Here is an 18,351-nt window from a genome sequence, read left to right as displayed (position 1 = left end):
GGTGAAGGGCCCCGCGTGGAGCCCTTCACCGTTAGCGGTCAGCCCAGCACGTCACGCCACTTGTCGGCCAGCGAGGTCAGGAACGCCGGGTCGCTGGAGGCCACCTTGGGGAAGGTGGCCAGGCGTTCGAAGGGGCGGCAGGCGTCGATGATGGCGCGGCTGTTGTAGGCGGGAGAACCGTCCACGTACAGCGGGTCCAGCTTGCTGCCCCACGTCTGCTTCATGATCTCGATGTCGCGGGACGGGTCGCTGCGGGTGGACATGGCCCAGATGACCTCGTCGGGGTCGGCGGGGTCGACGTCGTCGTCCACGACGACCACGTAGCGGTTCATGTACGCCGCGGCGGGGCACTGGGCGGCGAGGTACGCGACCTGCCGCGCGTGGCCGGGGTAGCGCTGCTGCAGCGAAACGGCGATGAACAGCCGGCCGCCGCCCGATTCGTGCGCCCACGCCTTCACCACGCCCGGCACGCCCGTGGCGGCGAGCTCGTCGTGGATCATCGCCGACTTCATCACGGTCCGCATGTACGAGTAGTCGTGCGGCGGTTTCCCGGGCGGCGCGCCGAGCAGGATCGGGTTGTCGCGGTAGTACATGCGCGTGATGTCGATGGCCAGGTTCGGCCGGCGCTTGCCGGAGTAGTACCCGGTCCACTCGCCGAACGGGCCTTCGTCCCGCTGGTGGTCCGGCCGCAGCCAGCCCTCGATGGCGATCTCGCTGCCGGCGGGGATGGGTAGGCCGGTGTCGGGGCCCAGCACGACCGGCACCCGCGAACCCAGCACCGCGCCCGCGTACTCCAGCTCCGAAACCCCGCCTGGCACCTCCGTGCCGCCGAGCACGAGCAGCAGCGGGTCGTGGCCGAACGACACCGTGACCGGCGCCCGGCCTTCCTTCTCGAACCAGGCCCGCACGTTCTGGTCACCGTGCTTGCCCGGCACCATCGCGACGGTGACGCCGCGGCCGTCGTCCTGGACCTCCATGCGGTAGCAGCCGCCGTTGTGGACGCCGGTTTCCGGGTTGGAGGTCACCACGAAGCAGCCGGTGCCGATGAATCGCCCACCGTCGTCGGCGTGCCAGCGCGGCACGGGGAAGTCGAGGAGGTTGACCTCGGAGCCGGCCACGGAGTTGGCCAGCAGCGGCGCGACCGACACCGGCAGCACGGGGAAGTCCCGCGCGGCGGCCGACCACTGGGAAGGCTTGCCGCGGAGGGCGTCCACCACACCGACGGAGTCGAGGTCCTCGCCGAGGCGCAGCGTGCGGCCCAGCCGGCGCGGCGAACCCGTGCTGCCCGTCAAGACGCGCAGGCCGCTCGCGTAGCCCTTGATGTCGTCGAACAGCAGCGCGGGCGGTGGGTCCATCCGGTAGCTCAGCTCGGCGATACCGCCCAGTTCGAGGTCCCAGTCGGCGCCCTTCACGTCGCGCAGTTCGCCGTAGCCCGCGATCGCGTCGAGGTGGGTGCGGAGGCTGAGGAGGGGTTCGTCCGTCACTGCGTGCCGCCGAAGAACGAGGCCAGCGAGGGCCACAGGTCCGGTCGTTCCAGGAGGCTGAGGTGGCGGGTCTTCTCCAGGATGCGCAGCTCGGCGTTGGCGATGCCCGCGGCCACTGCCTCGGACATCGCGGGCGGAGTCGCGTAGTCCTCCTCGCCGACGACCACGAGAGTCGGGGCCGTCACGTCGCCGAGGCGGGCACGCGCGTCCAGGCCGCCGAGTGCGCGGCAGGCAGCACCGTGAGCTGCGGAGTCGGTCTTGAGGAAGATCTCGCAGACGCGCTCGACCTCGTCCGGGTGGCCGGTGAGGAACGGCTCGGCGAACCACCGGTCGCGTTGGAAGTCGAGCTGCTTGTCCCGGGGCACCGTCGTCGCCCGCTCGGCTCGCTCCGCCCAGACCGGCACGGCGTCGTCACCGTAATACGCCGTGCCATCGGCCAGGACCAGCCGGTGCACGAGCTCGGGCCGCGTCGCCGCGAGGGCCAGCGCGGTGCTGGCGCCCATGGACAGGCCGACGACGTCGGCGGGGCCGGCGTCCGCGGCGGCGATCACGGCTGCCGCGTCCGCCGCCATGTCGTCGACCGTGAAGTCGGCACCGTCCCAAGTGGACTCGCCGTGGCCGCGCGCGTCCAGGGCCAGCACCTGCGCCTCAGCCGAGAAGAACCGCGCCACCGGGTCCCAGACCGCTCCGGACAGCGCGAGCGGGTGCAGGAGCAGCAGCGGCCGGCCGGACGTTCCCGTCCGGTGGACGTGCAGCGTGCCCTGCGGGGTTTCGACGTTCACGCGGTCGCCCTTTCGTTCTTGGCGGCCCGGCGCGTGGCCGCGGCCTTGATCGCGGCGTGGATCTCGGAGTACGTGCCGCAGCGGCAGATGTTGCCCTCCAGGTGCTCCACGACCTCTTCGTCGGTCGGCTGCGGGTTCTCGCCCAGCAGCTCGTGGGCCATCATCACGAACCCGGGAATGCAGTAGCCGCACTGCATCGCGCGGTTGGCGACGAACTCGTCCACCACCTCGTCGTCGGCCGGCAGGCCGTCGGCGGTGGTGATCTCGGCACCGTCGAAGCGCGCGGCCCGCGAGAGGCACGTCGACACGCTCTTGCCCGACACCAGCGCCGTGCAGGCGCCGCACGCGCCGACGCCGCAGCCCTCGCGCACGCTCGTGGTGCCGAACTCGCGGCGCAACACGTCGAGCAGCAACTCGTCGTCGGCCACGCCCAGCTTGCGGCGCAGGCCGTTGACCTTCAGCTCGATCTCCCTCACGACTGTTCCTCCAGCGCGGTCAGAATGCGTTCCGGCGTCAGCGGCAGCTGCGTGATGCGCACGCCGGTCGCGTCGCGCACGGCGTTGGCGATGGCCGGCGCGAGCGGGATGATGGTGGTCTCGCCGACGCCCTTCGCGCCGAACGGACCCGTCCGATGTGGACTCTCGATGATGATCGGCGTGAGCTTGTCCGGCATGTCCTTGATCGACGGCAGCTGGTAGTCCAGCAGCGTGCCGTTCACGATCTGGCCCTCGTCGAACACCATCTGGTCGAACAGCGCGTGCCCGATCCCCATGATCGCGGCGCCGGAAAGCTGCTGCTCCACCATCGCGGGGTTGATCGCACGGCCCACGTCCCCGGCCACGGCCAGGTGCTCGATGTGCACGCGCCCGGTCGCCGTGTCCACCGTGAGCTGCACCGCGGCCGCACCGGCGAACCAGTGCTCGGTGACCTGCGGCGACAGGCCGTTCTCGTGGTCGTACGGCTGCCACGACGTGCTGAAGTTGGCCTCCGCCGTCAGCGTCGTGCCGCGCGCCCCGAAGTGCCCGTGCAGCAGCTCCGACACGGACACGGTCTCCTGCGTCTGCGCGCTGACGAGACCGTCGGACGTGAGCTTGATGTCCGTCGCCACCACGCCGAACCGTTCCGCCGCCAGCTCCACGAGCTTGTCGCGCATGTTCTCCGCGGCCAGGCGCACGGCGTTGCCGGTGTGATACGTCGAGCGGCTGCCGGCGGTGATCGTGTCGTAGGGCGTCACGTCGGTGTCGGCCTGGACCACGCGCACGTCGCCCTCGCCGAGGCACAGCACCTCGGCCGCGATCTGCGCCATGATCGTGTCGCTGCCCTGGCCCATGTCGATGGTGCTGATCAGCAGCGACGCCGAACCGTCCTGGTTGAGCTGCACCACGGCGTTGGAGATCGTCGGCGTGAGCACGGCCTTCATGCCGACTGCGACGCCGCGGCCGCGCACCAGCGTGCCCTCCTGCTTCACGAACGGCGTGCCCCACTCGATCGCCTCGGTCACGGCGTCGAGGCTGCCGAGGAAGTCGGCGCTGTGCATCGGCGTGCCGACCGGCGCGATGTCGCCTTCGCGCAGCATGTTGCGACGGCGGAACTCCACCGGGTCCTCGCCGAGCTGCCGCGCGAGCTCGTCGGCCAGCGACTCGTGCGCCCACGTGACCTGCGGCACGCCGAACCCGCGGAACGGCCCGGCCGACGGCTTGTTCGTGTACACACACCGGGACCGCACGTGCACGTTGTCCACTTTGTACGGACCCGGCGCGACCAGGCCCGATTTCGCAGTGATGCGCGGGCCGACATCGGCGTAGGCGCCGGTGTCGTAGCGGACGTCCGAAGTGGACGCCACGATCATCCCGTTCTCGTCCGCGGTCATGCTGCCCGCCACCGCGCAGCCGTGGCGCGTGGTCAGCAGGAACGCTTCTTCGCGGGTCGCCGTGATCTTCACGGCCATCTTCTGCGTCCACGCCAGCGCCGCGACCAGCGGTTCCAGCCTGTCGTACATCTTCGCGCCGAAGCTCCCGCCCAGCGGCGCGGTGCGCACGCGGACGCGGTTCAGCGGCAGGTCCAGCAGGTCGGCCAGCGACTGCCGCACGTACGACGGCGTCTGAGTGGTCGCCAGCAGCTCCAGCCGCTCGCCCTCGCACCAGGCGGCCGCGAACGGCAGCTCGATCGGCACGTGGTGCGTCGGCGGGCACCAGAAGTCGTAGGACACCGTGGTGCCGCTGACGCTCGACGGGTCGCCCTTGCGCAGGTTGTACTCGTAGTTCACGTTCGTGTCGCGCTTGCCGCGCAGGTGCTTCAGGTCGCCGAAGACGATCGACGGCCGCAGCTCGTCGTGCACGAACGGCGCGCCCAGCACGGCCTTGTCGACGTCGTGCACCGGCTCGAGCTCGTCGTAGGAGACCTCGATCAGCTCGGCCGCCTCCCGCGCCTGCTTGGCGCCGTGGGCGATCACCGCGGCGATCGGCTCGCCGACGTAGCGCACCTTGCCGTAGGCGAGGCACGGCTGGTCCGAGAACGCCGGGCCGGTCATGAGCCGGTCGCCGAACTCCGCGTACAGGTCGGCGCCGGTCACCACGGCGACCACGCCTTCGGCCGCGAGCGCGCGGCTCGTGTCGATGGCGGTGATCTTCGCGTGCGGGCGGGTGCTGCGGTGCACGGCGACATCGAGGCACGGCCGCACCGGCTGGTCAGCCGCGTATTGCAGCTCACCGCGGACCTTGGCCCGGCCGTCGACGCGCGCCCAGCGCTCACCGACGGCGGCGACCGAAGATCGAGACTCGACGGTGGTCATCGTTGCCCTCCTTCCAGGAGTTGCGGATAGCTTCTTCGACGGCCACGAGGCCGAGGCGCCGCTTGTAGTCGGAACTCCCGCGCACGTCGGGAATCGGGTCGAGCAGGGGTGTCGCGGCTTCCTTCGCGGCGCCGACGACGTCGTCCACGGACGTGTCGGCCGACGCTTCGAACTGCAGGAACACCGGCACGTGGCTCAATGCGCCGAGGCCGAGCCGGACGTCGCGCTTGCCGCGCGAGCGCTCCACGACGAGCGCGGCGGCCGAAGCCGCGGGCCAGTCGTTGGCCGCGAGGCTGGAGAGCTTCGCGAAGTGCGCGCCCGCGGACTCGGGCTGGGTGGGGATCTCGATCGCCGACACGAGCTCGCCGTGCTCCAGCGCGGTCTGCTGGAAGTCGACGAAGAACTCGCGCGCCGGCACTTTGCGCGAACCGCGCCGCGAGGTGAGCTCCACTGTGGCGTCGAGCACCATCAACGCCGTCGGCGGATCGAGCCGGTAGTCGCCGTGGGCGATGTTGCCGCCGACGCTCGCCGTGTTGCGCACGCGCGGGTTGGCCACGCGGCTGTAGACCTCGGCCGCGAGCGGGGCGACGCGGCGGACGATCGAGCTGGTTTCCATGCGCCGCAACGTGACCAGCGGGCCGACTCGCAGCCCCTTCGACGTCTCGGAGATCTCGTCCAGGCCCGTCACGCCGCCGATGTCGACCAGGTCAGTGGCGAACAGCACACCCTGCTTGAGCAGGATCTGCACGGCTGTGCCGCCGCCGTAGACCATCGTGTCCTCACCGTCGTCGAGGAGCGCGCAGGTCTCGTCGAGCGTGGTGGGGTAGTGGTAGGCGGTCATTTCTTCCCGCCGAACAGCTTCGCGAGCAGGCGGCGCCACCAGGATTCCTTCGCGGGCGCGGCGTCACCGGCCGGCGTCTCGGAGACCCGCTTCTTCGGGCCTTCCCGTTTGGCGATCACGCTCGCAAGCCCGGGGTTGTCCGGCCCGGGCGGGCCCGCGGCGCAGATCTCGGCGAACGCGGACACGAACTCCCGCTCCACCTCCTGCGAGCGGCGCCGGACGATCGACTCGCCCATGCGCCCGATCTTGCCCCAGATCGCGACGTCGAGGCTGTATTCCACTTTGGATGAAGACTCACCGTCGGGCTGGACGCCGAGCCGCGCGTCGATCTTGATCGAGCTGCCGAGCTTGTGGTCCTCGCCCTTGAGGAGGGCCTTGACCTCCTCGGGCTCGGTCAGCTCCGTGATCTCGGCGGAGAACCCGGCGCTGAACTTCACGTGCGCGATCTCGTTGACCAGCTTGCCGCGGTAGTGCGTGCTGTCCGAACGGACGAGCTCAGCGGCGCCGGGGATGGCGACCCGCATCGTGTCCGGGTCGAGGAAATGGGCGAAAACGCGTTTGTGGTCCGCGGGGACGACAAAGGAGGATCCAAGCTTCATAATGACCACCATAGAGGACTAAGTGTCTGCTCCACAGGACGTTAACACGGTCCTGGCGAGTCCGGAAAGGGCTCGGCTACCGTGCGCTGAGGCAGAATGGCGAGGGGTGACGGATCATGAGCGACGTTCCGGCGGTGCTGAACGCGGTGCGGCTCCTGGAGCGGATTGCCCGCGATTGGCCGGAACCGGTGTCTTCCGGGGCGCTGATCGAGGAACTCGGGCTCAACCGCAGCACGGCGTACAACATCCTCGGCACGCTGCAGCGGGCCGGCTGGACCACGTCGCGCGGCGACCGCGGTGGCTGGTCGCTGGGGCCGCGGCTGCTGTCGATGGCTCGCGTGTCCGAGGACTGGATGACCGACATCGTGCAGCAGGAGCTCGATTCGCTGAGCCAGCGCACGGGGTTCATCGTCTTCGCGGTGCAGCGCCACGGTGCCACCGACTACTCAGTGCTGGCGAAGGGTGACCGCGGCAAGGGGGTGCGGATCACCGTCGGCATCGGCGACACCTTCCCGTTCTCCGCGCCCGCCATCATGCGCGCGTTCCACGCGTGGGATGACCCGGCGAACGTCGAGCGGCTCGCGGAGCGTTACGGGCTGGAGGGTTTCACGGCCGAAACCATCACCACGCGTGCCGCGCTGCGCGAGGAGCTGGCGGCCACGCGGGAGCGCGGCTACAGCGTCAGCATCAGGGAGTTCGACCTCGGTCAGTCCGGGTTGGCGGCGCCGGTGTTCGACGCTCAGCGGCGCGTGTCGATGGTCGTCTGCACGCTCGCGTTCTCCTCGGAGCTCAACGAGTCCACTGTGGATCAACATGGCGCACTGATCCGCGAATGCGGCCTGAGGATCACCGATCGAACCGGAGGTGCGGTGAAAAGCGACGAATAGTTCCGCAGTTGCGGAAGTATTCCGATCTTGCCTGGCCACGGGTTTCTTGACCGCCGTCGACCGGCTCGCTTAATGTGCCGCATGCGGGACTCAATGTCCTCAATAGAGGACAACCTGTCCCGCCCTCCGAATCTCGATCCGGCCCATGGCGGCCCGGAAAGGAGATGGCCATGAGCGATGTCGCCGTCAAATCCACCTCGTGGACCAAGACTCTGACCCGCACCCAATGGCGGTCACTGATCGCAGCCAACCTCGGCTGGCTGTTCGACGGCTTCGAGACCTACGCCCTGATCCTCACAGCGGCGGTGGTGCTCAAGCGGCTCGACCCTGGCGCGCCCGCGAGCCAGGTCGCCTTCCTGACCGGCGCCACGATCGCCGTGACGCTCCTGGGCTGGGGCTTCGGCGGCATTCTCGGCGGCATCTTCGCCGACTACTTCGGCCGGCGCCGGGCGCTGCTGACGTCGATGGTCCTGTACGCGGCGTTCACGGGCCTCACCGCGGTGTCGTGGTCGTGGACATCGTTCCTGGTCCTGCGCTTCATCACCGGCTTCGCGCTCGGTTCGGAGTGGGGCACGGGTACGTCGCTGGTCGCGGAGACCTGGCCGGCCCACGCCCGGGCCAAGGCCGCCGGGCTCATGCAGTGCGGCCTCGGGCTGGGCTTCTTCATCGCGTCGGCCTGCTGGCTCTTCATCTCGCCGCTGGGCGCGGACTCGTGGCGCTACATGTTCCTCATCGGGGTGCTGCCGGCCGTGTTCGCGCTGTGGCTGCGCAAGTCCGTGCCGGAGTCCGAGAACTGGAAGAGCGCGCACAAGCGGCGCAAGGAGCTCAAGGAACGCAAGGGCCAGCAGCTCACCGAACACGAGCAGTCGTTCACGCGGCTCACGTTGCGCCAGATCATGATCGACCCCAAGCTGCGCAAGCTGACCATCCTCGGGTCGCTCATGTCACTGGTCACCACGCTCGGCTGGTGGGGCATCTCCACGTGGGTGCCCGCGTACGTCGCTTCAGTCGCGGCCCACAACGGAGCCTCAGGGCAGTCGTGGGCCAGTGCGGCCGGGATGATCTACAACGCGGGCGCCATCGCCGGGTACATTTCGTTCGGCTTCATCGCCGACCGCTTCGGCCGAAAACCCGCGGTACTGCTGTTCTTCGGTGCGTCACTGGTCCTCACCCCCGTGCTGTTCCTGTGGACGCACAGCCTCGGCCTGATCGTGGTCGTGCTCGTGATCAACGGCTTCTTCACCCTCGGCCAGTACACCTGGATGCCGGTGTGGCTGCCGGAGTTCTACCCGACGCACCTGCGCGCGACCGGCGCCGCGTTCGTCTTCAACGCCGCGCGCTTCATCGCCTTCCTCGGCCCGCTCACCGCGGGCGCGATCATCTCCCAGCTCGGCGGCTACGGCGTCGCCGCCACCGTCGTGGGGCTCATCTACATCCTCGGCCTCGTCGTCGCCCCGTTCTGCCCCGAAACCCGCGGCCAGCAGCTTCCCGACTGATCGCCTGACCCCTCCCCCGTGAAAGGCCCCCGAATGTCGACCGTTCGCATCAACGCGCCGACCGGCGGTGGCACCGGCATACGCCCGGCCACCGCACGCATCCTGATCTTCGCCTTCCTGGGCACCCTGTTCGACGGCGCGGAGCTGAACCTCGTCGGCTATCCGCTCGCGTACCTGTCGGAAAGCCTGCACGTGAGCACCATCCAGATCGTGCAGGTGGCGACGCTGCAGGGCTTCGCCTCGATCGCCGGCGGCATCCTCGTCGGCTGGCTCGGCGACCTCTACGGCCGCCGCTGGACCTACACCGGTTCGGTCGTCGTGTTCGGCATCGCCGCGCTGCTCGGCGGGCTCGCGCCCAACTACGCGCTGTTCCTGCTCACGCGGCTGCTCGCCGGCGTCGGCATGGGTGGGCTCTTCGGTCTGTCGTACTCGATGTTCACCGAGGCGTGGAAGACGAGCAGGCGCGGCCTGATGGGCGGCTCGATCCAGTCGATGTACATCGTCGGGCAGATCGTGACCGAAGGCGTCATCTACTTCTGCATCGTCCAGTTCGGCACCGCGTCGGGCTGGCGCGCGGGCTACATCATCATCGGTGCCGTGACGCTGCTGATCGGTGTGCTGTCGGCGATCATGCTGCCGGAGTCGGAGCAGTGGCGGACCTACCAGCGGGAGCTGCGCGAGGGCCGCGTGCCCGAGGACAAGCGGCGCACCAAGGTGCCGATCTTGGACCTGTTCCGCAACGGCTACGCCGGCGGCACCATCCTGTTCATGGGCATCGCGACGGCGCTGTTCCTCACCACGAACTCGATGATCTCGTACCTGTCGACGTTCCTGATCAAGGTGGAGAAGGTGCCGCTCGGCACGGCCAGCCTGATCGTGCTGCTCAACCTCATCGTCACGGCGGTCACCTATCCGATGGCCGGCGCGCTGTCCGACAAGATCAAGCGCAAGTGGGCCATGTCCGTCGCCGGCGCGTTCGGCGTCATCGGCTTCGCCTGGTTCCTCATCCTCGTGGTGGGCCACAACGCGAAGATCGGGGCGAACTTCTGGGGCGCGCCGACGTTCTGGGCGCTGATGTTGTGCGCCGCGGGTGCCAGCGGCTTCGGCGTGCTCGGCGTGTGGATGGCCGAGTTCTTCCCCACGCGCGTGCGCTCCACCGGCTCGAACCTCAGCTACTACGCCGGCCGCGGACTGGGCGCGGGGCTGTTCCCGCTCATCGCGCTGTCGATCGCCGGCACGGTGCCGCTCGCGCTGGCGTTCGGCATCGTCGGCCCGGTCGCGGCGGCGGCGCTCGCTCTGGCCGCGCCCGACTCGACAGGGCGGCGGATCGAAGCCGTCGAGTAGGTCTTCAGCTGTGGTGCCTTGCCCGGTCCGTCGTCACTCGGCGGACCGGGCAAAACGCTGCCCTGCAAGGGATGGACGCTAGACCGGCTTGGTCGCGACCAGCTTGGCCACGGAGAACACACCGGCGGCCCGGGCCGCGTCGAGCGCGATCTTCGAGTCGTGGAAGAGATCGTTGCGGTCACCTTCGTAGGTGAGCCACTTGTCCCGCTCCTCCTCGGGCGTCGAGCCCCAGCACGGGCCGGACGGGAAGAGGTCGACCGCTTCGCGCACGTCGAACCCGGCGGAGACCAGCATGTCCCGGTACTGCTCGACGGTGGCGTGGTACGGGATGCAGAACCCGCGGTTGACCTCGGCCATGACCGCGTCGATCTGCTCGGGGCTGCGGTGTTCGCCCCACGGGCGCTGGATCCAGTCCACGGCGGCCAGGGTGCCGCCCGGGCGCAGCACCCGGAACGCGGCGTTGAAGAACGCCTGTTTGTCCGGCAGGTGGACCACCGACTCCTGGTAGGTGATGGCCGCGAACGCGGCGTCCGGCCACGCCCCGAGAGTCTGGTACTCGGTGTCGCCGACCGAGTGGAAGAAAGCCTTGTCCGCCAAGCCACGCGCCGCGGCCAGCCGCTGGGCTTTCGCCGTCAGCGCGTCGTTGTTCGAGATGCCGACGAACCGCGCGCCCGACATCTCCGCCATGTTGACCACCGCGCCGCCGACCCCGGAGCCGAAGTCGAGCACGAGATCGCCGGCGGTGATCCCGGCCGCGGCGACAAGCTGGCGCTGCATGTCCAGCGCGGCTTCCTCCGAGGACAGTCCCGCGTTGTGAGCGCGCTCGTCTCCGTGATGCCAGGCGTCCTGGGGCATCATCACGGCGTAGGCGTCGATGGCTGCGTTGTAATAGCCCCGCACGGTTTCTTCGACTCCGCCAGTGTTTGTCACTGAAGTCACTTCTGCACCCCTTCGGACCCGCCTGATGGCGCGGATGATGATGGCATCGGCCCCGGAACGCGTCCAGCCGCCAACCGGGCTGCGCGCCGGGCGCCGACTCGCGTGTGCGCGCCCGCGTACCCGCAGTACGTCGCCGTGTCGATGCGGTGTTCAGGTGAACCCGTTGATCCCGCAAGCACACTCAGACACAGCTTTTCGAGTCCGGATCGCCCCGTCAGCCGTAGCGGCGCGGTATTCATCCGTCTAATCTATCGACGGTTCTCTTGTCTGTCCGCCAACTGGAGGCGGCGGCATTGGGCCGAACGCGCGAAGCACGAATGAATGGTGAATACTGCGTCATGGTCGGAGCGAGTGTGTCGATGGCTGATTTGTCGATGTACACCCACCTCAGTGGACAACTCGAGCGGCTTTGCGAAGTAGTCGGTTTCGACGGCGCGGACGGCCGTCACCTGGGCTTATTGCGTGGCCTGCTGGGCCCGCAGGGAGAAAAAAGCCTGGCGACCCCGCCTGAATTCCCCTCGAATGTGGCGGACGACACAACTCCCATCGAATTCTCGCTCGCCTTCGACACCACGGGCGAATGCGTGGTGCGGGTCCTCGGCGAGACCGTCGGGTCGAGGAGCCCCCGCGAGTTCCTCGACGAGGTGGCCGGCGAGTACGGCCTGGTCACCGACCGGCTCGACGCCGTGGCCGACCTGTTCCTGCCGCACGAGGAGCGGCAGGGGCCGTTCACGCTGTGGTACTCGCTGATCTTCCGGCCGGGCCGCGCGCCGAAGATCAAGGTCTACCTGAACCCGCAGATCAGCGGCCCGTCGATGGCCGATTCACTGGTCAGTGAAGGGCTGCGCCGGCTGAACATCGACGAGGCGTTCGATCCCATGATCGCGCACGCGCTGCGCCGCGGCGACCGGGACAACTTCTCCTTCTTCGCGCTCGACCTCGACGACGATCCTCTCGCGCGGGTGAAGGTGTACGTGTCGCACGCGGCCGCGGATTCGGCCGACGCCGAGTTCGCGGCGGAGCTGGTGGCCGGCACCGACCCGCTGCTGATCCGCGAGTTCCTCGCCGTGCTGGGCGGCGGGAAAGGTCCGTTCGAAGGCCGGCCGTTGGTCTCGAGCTATTCCTTCGTGGAGGGATCGGGAGCCCGGCCGGCCAACTACAGCGTCTATCTTCCTATTCGCAGCTATGTGCCCGACGATGAAGTGGCCCGCGCCCGCGCGCACGCCGTTCTCGCGCAGTACGGCTTCGACGGGACAAAACTGGACAAAGCCCTGGCAGCGGTTTCGCAGCGCCCACTGCGGGACGGGGTCGGGCTGATCGCACACGTCTCTCTGAGAATGGGGGAATTCGGCTCGGGAATCACCGTGTACCTGTCGTCTGAGGCTTATCAGGTTCTGCCTGCGCGAAAGAGACCGGTCCTCGGACCGGTCTCGTGACTGCGGTAGTTTTTCACCGACACCAGACAGTGGAGGAAATACCTGATGCGGACCTTCCCGCCCTACCGTGCCCAGGTTGTGTCGGAAATCCCGGTCACCACCCGCACCGAGCGTGAGCGCGCGCTCGCCGCGGCCGGCTACAACGCGTTCAACCTGCCGGCCAACATGGTCTCGATCGACCTGCTCACGGACTCGGGAACCGGCGCGGTCTCCGCGAGACAGGAGGCGGCGGCAGCGGCGGCGGATCGCTCCTACGCAGGCTCCGAGTCGTTCTTCCGCTTCCGCGAGGCGCTGAGCGAGCTCACGCACTACCCCCACCTCTTGCCGGTGCACCAGGGCCGTGCGGCCGAGCGCGTGTTGTTCACGAACGTGCTGGGGCCGGGGAAAATCTCGGTGAGCAACACCCACTTCGACACGACGCGCGCCAACGTCGAGCTGCTCGGCGCCGAGGCCCGCGACCTGCCGTGCGCGGAGTTCGGCGACCTCGACAGCCTGGAACCGTTCAAGGGCAACATCAACCTCGACGTCCTGGAACAGCTGCTGACCGGCCCCGACGCCGGTCGCGTCGGCCAGGTGCTCGTCACGATCACCAACAACGGCGGCGGCGGCCAGCCCGTGTCGATGGCGAACCTGACCGCCGCGAGCCGCCTGGCCCGCGCGCACGGCGTGCCGATCTTCCTCGATGCCGCGCGGTTCGCGGAGAACGCCTGGCTCGTGGTGCAGCGTGAGGAGGGCTACGCGGGCAAGACGCCGCGCGAGGTGGCCGAGGAGGCGTTCGCCCTCGTCGACGGCTGTGTGGCCAGCCTCAAGAAGGACGGCATCTCGCCGATGGGCGCGTTTATCGGTCTGCGCGATCCCGAGCTCGCGCAGCGCTGCGAGGCGCTCCTCATCGCCACCGAAGGGTTCCGCACCTACGGCGGCCTCGGCGCCCACGATCTCGACCGCCTCGCCCAGGGCCTGCAAGAGGTGCTCGACCCGCACTACCTGGAGGCCCGGGCGGCCGAAGCCGCGCGGCTGGCGCAGCTCGCGAACGAGTCGGGCGTGGACATCGTGCAGCCGCCGGGCATCCACGCGCTGTACCTCAACGCCGGCCGCCTGCTGTCGCACCTGCCGGCGAGCCGGTTCCCGGGCCACTCGCTGGCGTGCGAGCTGTACCTGGCGGGCGGGATCCGTTGTGCGGAACTGGGTTCGCTCTACATCGGCGAGCTCGACGAGAACAACGAGCTGGTGACGCCGGCGCCGTTCGAGCTCGTGCGCTTGGCGCTGCCGCGCCGGACCTACTCCCGGGGTCACTACGACTACGTCGCCGAGATCCTGGGCGACATCGCGAAGAACCCGGAAAGCGTGCCGGGCTACCGGATCGTCGAGGCGCCGAAGATCCTGCGGCACTTCAACCTGACGATGGCGCCCGTCGTCTGATCTATCCACAATGGAGGGTCGCTTCCCCTGGGGAGTGACCCTCCATTGTGTTGGCTTCACGCGGGCTGCGGAACCACCGTCATCGCGTGCTTCACGAGGCGGATCAACGCGATCTTGCTCGAGTCCCGCTGCCGTGCGTCGCACATGACGATCGGCACGCGATCGGGCACGACCAGCGCTTCCCGGATCTCGTCCGCGGTGTAGCGCGGGGCGTTGTCGAAGCAGTTCACCGCCACGATGAACGGGATCCGCCGGCGCTCGAAGAAGTCGACGGCCGCGAAGCTCGTCTCCAGGCGGCGCGTGTCCGCGAGCACGATGGTCCCGATCGCGCCGCGCGCGAGGTCGTCCCACATGAACCAGAAGCGTTCCTGGCCGGGCGTGCCGAACAGGTACAGCACGTGGCGCGGTGAGATCGTGATCCGGCCGAAGTCGAGTGCGACCGTGGTGGTCTTCTTGCGCTCCACGCCGGACAGGTCGTCGATGCCGTGGCTCGCCTCGGTCAGCACCTCCTCGGTGGACAGCGGCGGGATTTCGCTGACCGAGCCGACCATGGTGGTCTTCCCGGCGCCGAACCCGCCGGCGATGATGATCTTGACCGGCGTCGGGACAGAGTCGACGCCCTTGCCGTCAGAGCTTGATGAGGCCATCGAGAACCGCCTGGAGAGTTTCGTGGTCCGGCGCCTGGGCCGGCTGGTGGGACGGGGACCTCGTGATGACGAGGCCGCGTTCGATCAGGTCGCCGCACAGCACCCGGACGACACCGAGGGGCAGCTTCACGTACACGGCGATCTCCGCGACCGACAGCGGCCGCCGGCAGAGCCGGATGATCGCCAGGTGCTCCGGACCGAGACCGGCCGGCTCCTGTTCCGACTGCAGGGTCATCACCTGCGTGGACACGTCGAGCTGCGCGCCTTCGGACGGCGTGCGGCCACTGGTGATCGTGTAGGGCCGGACCAGCGGCCCGGCGGCCTCGTCGTACCAGTTGTCGTCGGTCATTCCGCCTCCGCGGGAAGAAGTACGTCGGCGGCGGTCACGTGGCCTCCCTGAGCATGGTCGCGGCTTCCCGCGGCGCCGAGGCGAGGTAGTCGCCGACGCGCTTGACCAGCCGGTTCATCTCGTAGGCGATCATCTCCACGTCCACATCGGCTCCGGCCAGCACCGCGAGGCACGCGCCCTGGCCGGCCGCCGACACGAAGAGGTACCCGCCCTCCATCTCGATCATGTTCTGCAGCACGGGACCCCGGTTGAACTGCCGGCTCACCCCCTTGGCGAGGCTCTGCAGGCTGGACGCGATCGCCGACAACTGGTCGGAGTCGTCCTTGCTCATGCCGCTCGACTTGCCGAGCAGCAACCCATCGGCGGACAGCACGATGGCGTTCTGCGCGCCGACGACGCGGTGGACGACATCGTCGAGGAGCCAGTTGAGGTCGGGTTTGGAGTTCCCGTACTCGTTCATGCGGAGAGACCTTGACTTTCCTGTGTGGACTTTCCTGTGTGCTGTCGCGGACTAGGCATCGTCGGTGCCGCCACGGGCGCGGCGGGTGCCCTTGTGGAACGCCATCAGCGTGCGGGCCGTGGCTTCGCCGGTGCCCGCGACGTCGACGTCCTGGTCACCCAGGTCGTCCTGCTGCAGCTGTTCGACGAGGTTCTGCTGCGGCTGCCGCCGGGGCAGCCGGGGCCGGTCGTCGCCCACCAGCAGGCTCTGATCGGGCTCGCGGGCCGGTTCCGCAGCCGCTGCCACCGGTACCTGGACCGGAGCCGGCGGTTGTGACTGCAGGGGCTCAGGTTGCTCGCCCGGGGTGTACGCGCGAGCCGGGTACGGCCTCGGCTTGGCGTCTCGCCTCATCGGGATCTGGCCGGTGAACGAGTTGGTGGATTCCATGACACGCGGTGAGCTCTCCAGTGCCGGACGTGCGGCACCGCCCACCGGCTCCAGCACCGCGGCGTGCTCGCGCGGGGCTTCGGACCGGAACTCGGCGTTGCCGACGGCGTCGACCGACTCGTTGCCGGCCAGGTGTTGGGACGGGATCAGCACGGTGGCGCGCGTGCCGCCGTACCGGGACGGGTCGAACGTGACGGTGATGTCGAGCCGCGAAGCGAGGCGCGCGACCACGAACAGGCCGAGGCTGGAGTCGGCCCGCAGCGCCATGGCGTCGAACTCGGGGGCGTCGGCCATCATCGCGTTGGCCCAGTCGCGTACCGCTTCCTTCATGCCGAGGCCCTGGTCGGACACGTCGACGACGACGCCGCGCGCGACCATGCGGCTGGTCACCTCGACCGGCGAGCCGGGCGGGGAGAACGACGTGGCGTTGTCCACGAGCTCGGCGATCAGGTGGATGGCGTCGGCCACGGCCGAACCGACGATCGACACGTCGGGCACCTGCTCCACCTGCACCCGCGAGTACTGCTCGGTCTCGGAGACGGCCGCGCGCAGCACTTCCATGAGCGACACCGGCTTGCGCCAGCGCCGGCCCGGCTGCTTGCCGCCGAGGATGATCAGGTTCTCCGTGGTGCGGCGCGCACGGGCGGCGAGGTGGTCGAGCTGGAACAGCGACGCCAGCTGCGTCGAGTTCTCTTCGCGGCTTTCCATCTCGTCGAGGATCTGCAGCTGCCGGTGCACGAGCACCTGGTTGCGGTGCGCGATGCCGAGGAACACGTTGTGCACACCGCTTCGCGCCTTCGCCTCGCTCGCGGCCGCGTTGACGGCGGTCAGCTGGGCGGCGTTGAAGGCCTCGGCCACCTGGCCGATCTCGTCGAGGCCGTGGTCGAGCTGGGGCAGCTCGGCACCGACGTCCACGGCCTCGCCGTTCTTGAGCCGGTTGACGATGCCGGGGAGGCGGTTGCGGGCGAGGTCGAGCGAGTCGCTGCGCAGGCGCTCGAGCCGCGTCATCAGGGTGCGGTCGACGAGCGAGCGGGACACCCGAACGGCGATGATGATCGCGACCAGCGAGGCGATCAGGGCCGCGATACTGCCGATGATCGCGTTGCGCAGCTGCGAGTCGCCGGACTCGATGGCGGCGTTGGACACTTCGTCGCCCTGGGCGATCGTCAGCTGGGTGAGGCTGTTCGAGACCTGGCCGGTGAGGGTCTGCCAGTCGGCCGCCGAGACCGGCACCGTGCCCCGGTCCTCCGGCGTCCACGGGCCGTGCTTCACCAGCGCGCCCTCCGCGTCGGTGAGCTGTTTCCAGCCCGGGCTCGTCACGAGGGCCTGGTAGTCGTTGCGCACCGCGGGCTCGAGGAACGGCGCGATCTGGCTGACCTGAGTGCGGTAGAAGCCCGTCAGCTGCGTGAACTGCACGAAGTCGTCGGGTGCGAAGGTGCCGCTCGCGAGCGCGCTGGTCACCAGCGACGTCTCGCGCGACATCAGGTCGGTCGCGCGGAACAGCGAGGTCGCGGAGATCGCGCCCTGCACGGCCGTCGCGTCGGGCACGATGCGGGCCTGGGTGTCGAACAGCGTCGACGCCGTGTCGAGCACGCCGTTGAAGTAGGTGTTCACCTGCGCGCGGCCGATGGTGCGGAAGTTGATCTGCGAACGCAGCACCGGCAGCTGGTCGAGCTGGGTCTTCAGCGCGGTGACCTTGTCGGCGATCTCGGCGGGCGCGCTCGAGATGGTGGACGCGAAGGCGTCCTGCATGCCCTTGAGCTTCTCGTCGTTGCTCTTCTGCAGCTGCTGCAGCTCGCCGTTCCCCGCGTTGGGGGTGTCGAGGAACTGCAGCGCGACCTGGCGCTCCTGCTGCAGTGACGACAGCGCCTGGATCGCGGGGATCGACACCTCACGCACCGAGACGGCGACGAGGCGCACGTACAGGCCGTTGATGAAAAAGTACGACGAGACCGCGGCCACCAGCACCAGCAGCGTGATGCTAGGGATGAGAACGGTTCTGGTCAGCCTTTTCCGGATCGACTTGTCGTACGCCTTGCCGGACTCATCTTTGTTCTCCACGACGATTCACGAACTCCTGAGTCACAGTCGGCGAAAAGCCGGAAGCCGGCAGGGGAAGCGGACCCGACGGTAGGACCGGGGCGGCCGTCGTCACGAGTCCTCGACTCACCCTTCGTTTCACCACGGAACAGATCAGGGTCCGTTTTTTACCATGAACCGGGCCATCGTGGTGCCACTGATCGGGCGCTCGACCTGCCGATGAGTGGCCCAACGTGACCCATCACGTCGCGTGACGAGCCGATTACCGGCATTTCTCGTGGTGATGACCTCGGCAGGCAACCTCTTGGACGTGTGCTGAGCTGAACGGGTGAATACGAAATCCGGGGGAAGGTGGCGAATCCCACTGGCCGGGTAGTCGCCGAATTGATTTGTCGACAGGCGCCGGGTTGG

16 protein-coding genes are annotated in these 18,351 nt (G+C 68.9%); 5 read left to right on the top strand and 11 right to left on the bottom strand.

Annotated features, from left to right (window positions below):
* Positions 1-38 precede the first annotated feature (38 nt).
* From AB0H62_RS04720 to AB0H62_RS04695, 6 genes are read right to left on the bottom strand one after another with little or no spacing between them, the layout of a single operon-like run.
* A complete protein-coding gene (locus AB0H62_RS04720) occupies positions 39-1,484 on the bottom strand; it encodes a UbiD family decarboxylase (protein WP_360584127.1) in 1,446 nt (481 codons plus the stop codon).
* Entirely contained in the window at positions 1,481-2,266 is a 786-nt protein-coding gene (locus tag AB0H62_RS04715; protein WP_220245782.1) for an alpha/beta fold hydrolase, read from the bottom strand. The genes AB0H62_RS04720 and AB0H62_RS04715 overlap by 4 nt, the downstream gene beginning before the upstream one ends.
* A complete protein-coding gene (locus tag AB0H62_RS04710) occupies positions 2,263-2,742 on the bottom strand; it encodes a (2Fe-2S)-binding protein (protein ID WP_220245783.1) in 480 nt (159 codons plus the stop codon). The genes AB0H62_RS04715 and AB0H62_RS04710 overlap by 4 nt, the downstream gene beginning before the upstream one ends.
* Positions 2,739-5,057 carry a xanthine dehydrogenase family protein molybdopterin-binding subunit gene (locus tag AB0H62_RS04705; protein ID WP_360584125.1) on the bottom strand — a complete coding sequence of 773 codons (2,319 nt, stop codon included), beginning with the start codon at positions 5,055-5,057 and terminating at the stop codon, positions 2,739-2,741. Before AB0H62_RS04705 ends, AB0H62_RS04710 begins: the two co-directional genes overlap by 4 nt.
* Entirely contained in the window at positions 5,014-5,898 is an 885-nt protein-coding gene (locus tag AB0H62_RS04700) for an FAD binding domain-containing protein (RefSeq protein ID WP_220245785.1), read from the bottom strand. The genes AB0H62_RS04705 and AB0H62_RS04700 overlap by 44 nt, the downstream gene beginning before the upstream one ends.
* Positions 5,895-6,497 (bottom strand): SRPBCC domain-containing protein, encoded by a 603-nt coding sequence (locus AB0H62_RS04695; RefSeq protein ID WP_220245786.1) that lies wholly within the window; start codon positions 6,495-6,497, stop codon positions 5,895-5,897. Before AB0H62_RS04695 ends, AB0H62_RS04700 begins: the two co-directional genes overlap by 4 nt.
* Before the next feature lie 116 nt (positions 6,498-6,613).
* Here AB0H62_RS04695 and AB0H62_RS04690 point away from each other — a divergent pair, with 116 nt between their 5' ends.
* The 3 genes from AB0H62_RS04690 to AB0H62_RS04680 all read left to right on the top strand — a co-directional run bounded on the left by AB0H62_RS04690 (position 6,614) and on the right by AB0H62_RS04680 (position 10,224).
* Positions 6,614-7,384: an IclR family transcriptional regulator gene (locus AB0H62_RS04690; protein ID WP_220245787.1), complete on the top strand. Its 771-nt coding sequence runs from the start codon at positions 6,614-6,616 to the stop codon at positions 7,382-7,384.
* A 170-nt stretch (positions 7,385-7,554) separates the two neighbouring features.
* Positions 7,555-8,880, top strand: a complete 1,326-nt coding sequence (locus tag AB0H62_RS04685) for an MFS transporter (RefSeq protein WP_360584122.1) — start codon at positions 7,555-7,557, stop codon at positions 8,878-8,880.
* A gap of 33 nt (positions 8,881-8,913) precedes the next feature.
* Positions 8,914-10,224, top strand: a complete 1,311-nt coding sequence (locus AB0H62_RS04680; protein ID WP_220245789.1) for an MFS transporter — start codon at positions 8,914-8,916, stop codon at positions 10,222-10,224.
* A gap of 78 nt (positions 10,225-10,302) precedes the next feature.
* Here the strand turns inward: AB0H62_RS04680 and AB0H62_RS04675 are convergent, their stop codons facing one another.
* Positions 10,303-11,163, bottom strand: a complete 861-nt coding sequence (locus tag AB0H62_RS04675) for a methyltransferase domain-containing protein (protein ID WP_220245790.1) — start codon at positions 11,161-11,163, stop codon at positions 10,303-10,305.
* A 359-nt stretch (positions 11,164-11,522) separates the two neighbouring features.
* Here AB0H62_RS04675 and AB0H62_RS04670 point away from each other — a divergent pair, with 359 nt between their 5' ends.
* Both AB0H62_RS04670 and AB0H62_RS04665 read left to right on the top strand, forming a co-directional pair.
* Positions 11,523-12,599 carry a tryptophan dimethylallyltransferase family protein gene (locus tag AB0H62_RS04670; protein WP_360584120.1) on the top strand — a complete coding sequence of 359 codons (1,077 nt, stop codon included), beginning with the start codon at positions 11,523-11,525 and terminating at the stop codon, positions 12,597-12,599.
* Between the two features lie 45 nt (positions 12,600-12,644).
* Complete coding sequence (locus AB0H62_RS04665; RefSeq protein ID WP_360584118.1) at positions 12,645-14,018, top strand: tryptophanase; 1,374 nt, start codon at positions 12,645-12,647, stop codon at positions 14,016-14,018.
* 56 nt (positions 14,019-14,074) lie between these two features.
* On the opposite strand, the gene AB0H62_RS04660 is transcribed toward AB0H62_RS04665, so the two are convergent.
* From AB0H62_RS04660 to AB0H62_RS04645, 4 genes are read right to left on the bottom strand one after another with little or no spacing between them, the layout of a single operon-like run.
* Complete coding sequence (locus AB0H62_RS04660; RefSeq protein WP_220245793.1) at positions 14,075-14,665, bottom strand: ATP/GTP-binding protein; 591 nt, start codon at positions 14,663-14,665, stop codon at positions 14,075-14,077.
* Positions 14,646-15,014 (bottom strand): DUF742 domain-containing protein, encoded by a 369-nt coding sequence (locus AB0H62_RS04655; protein WP_220245794.1) that lies wholly within the window; start codon positions 15,012-15,014, stop codon positions 14,646-14,648. The genes AB0H62_RS04660 and AB0H62_RS04655 overlap by 20 nt, the downstream gene beginning before the upstream one ends.
* A 34-nt stretch (positions 15,015-15,048) precedes the next feature.
* Positions 15,049-15,474 carry a roadblock/LC7 domain-containing protein gene (locus AB0H62_RS04650; RefSeq protein ID WP_285970952.1) on the bottom strand — a complete coding sequence of 142 codons (426 nt, stop codon included), beginning with the start codon at positions 15,472-15,474 and terminating at the stop codon, positions 15,049-15,051.
* A 51-nt stretch (positions 15,475-15,525) separates the two neighbouring features.
* Entirely contained in the window at positions 15,526-17,961 is a 2,436-nt protein-coding gene (locus AB0H62_RS04645) for a nitrate- and nitrite sensing domain-containing protein (protein WP_360584115.1), read from the bottom strand.
* Between the last annotated feature and the right edge of the window lie 390 nt (positions 17,962-18,351).

Origin of the sequence: Amycolatopsis sp. NPDC050768, from assembly GCF_040654155.1 — a bacterium.
GTDB lineage: Bacteria > Actinomycetota > Actinomycetes > Mycobacteriales > Pseudonocardiaceae > Amycolatopsis.
The sequence above is the reverse complement of the archived record's forward strand: the minus strand, read 5'-3'. Positions and strand labels throughout refer to the sequence as shown.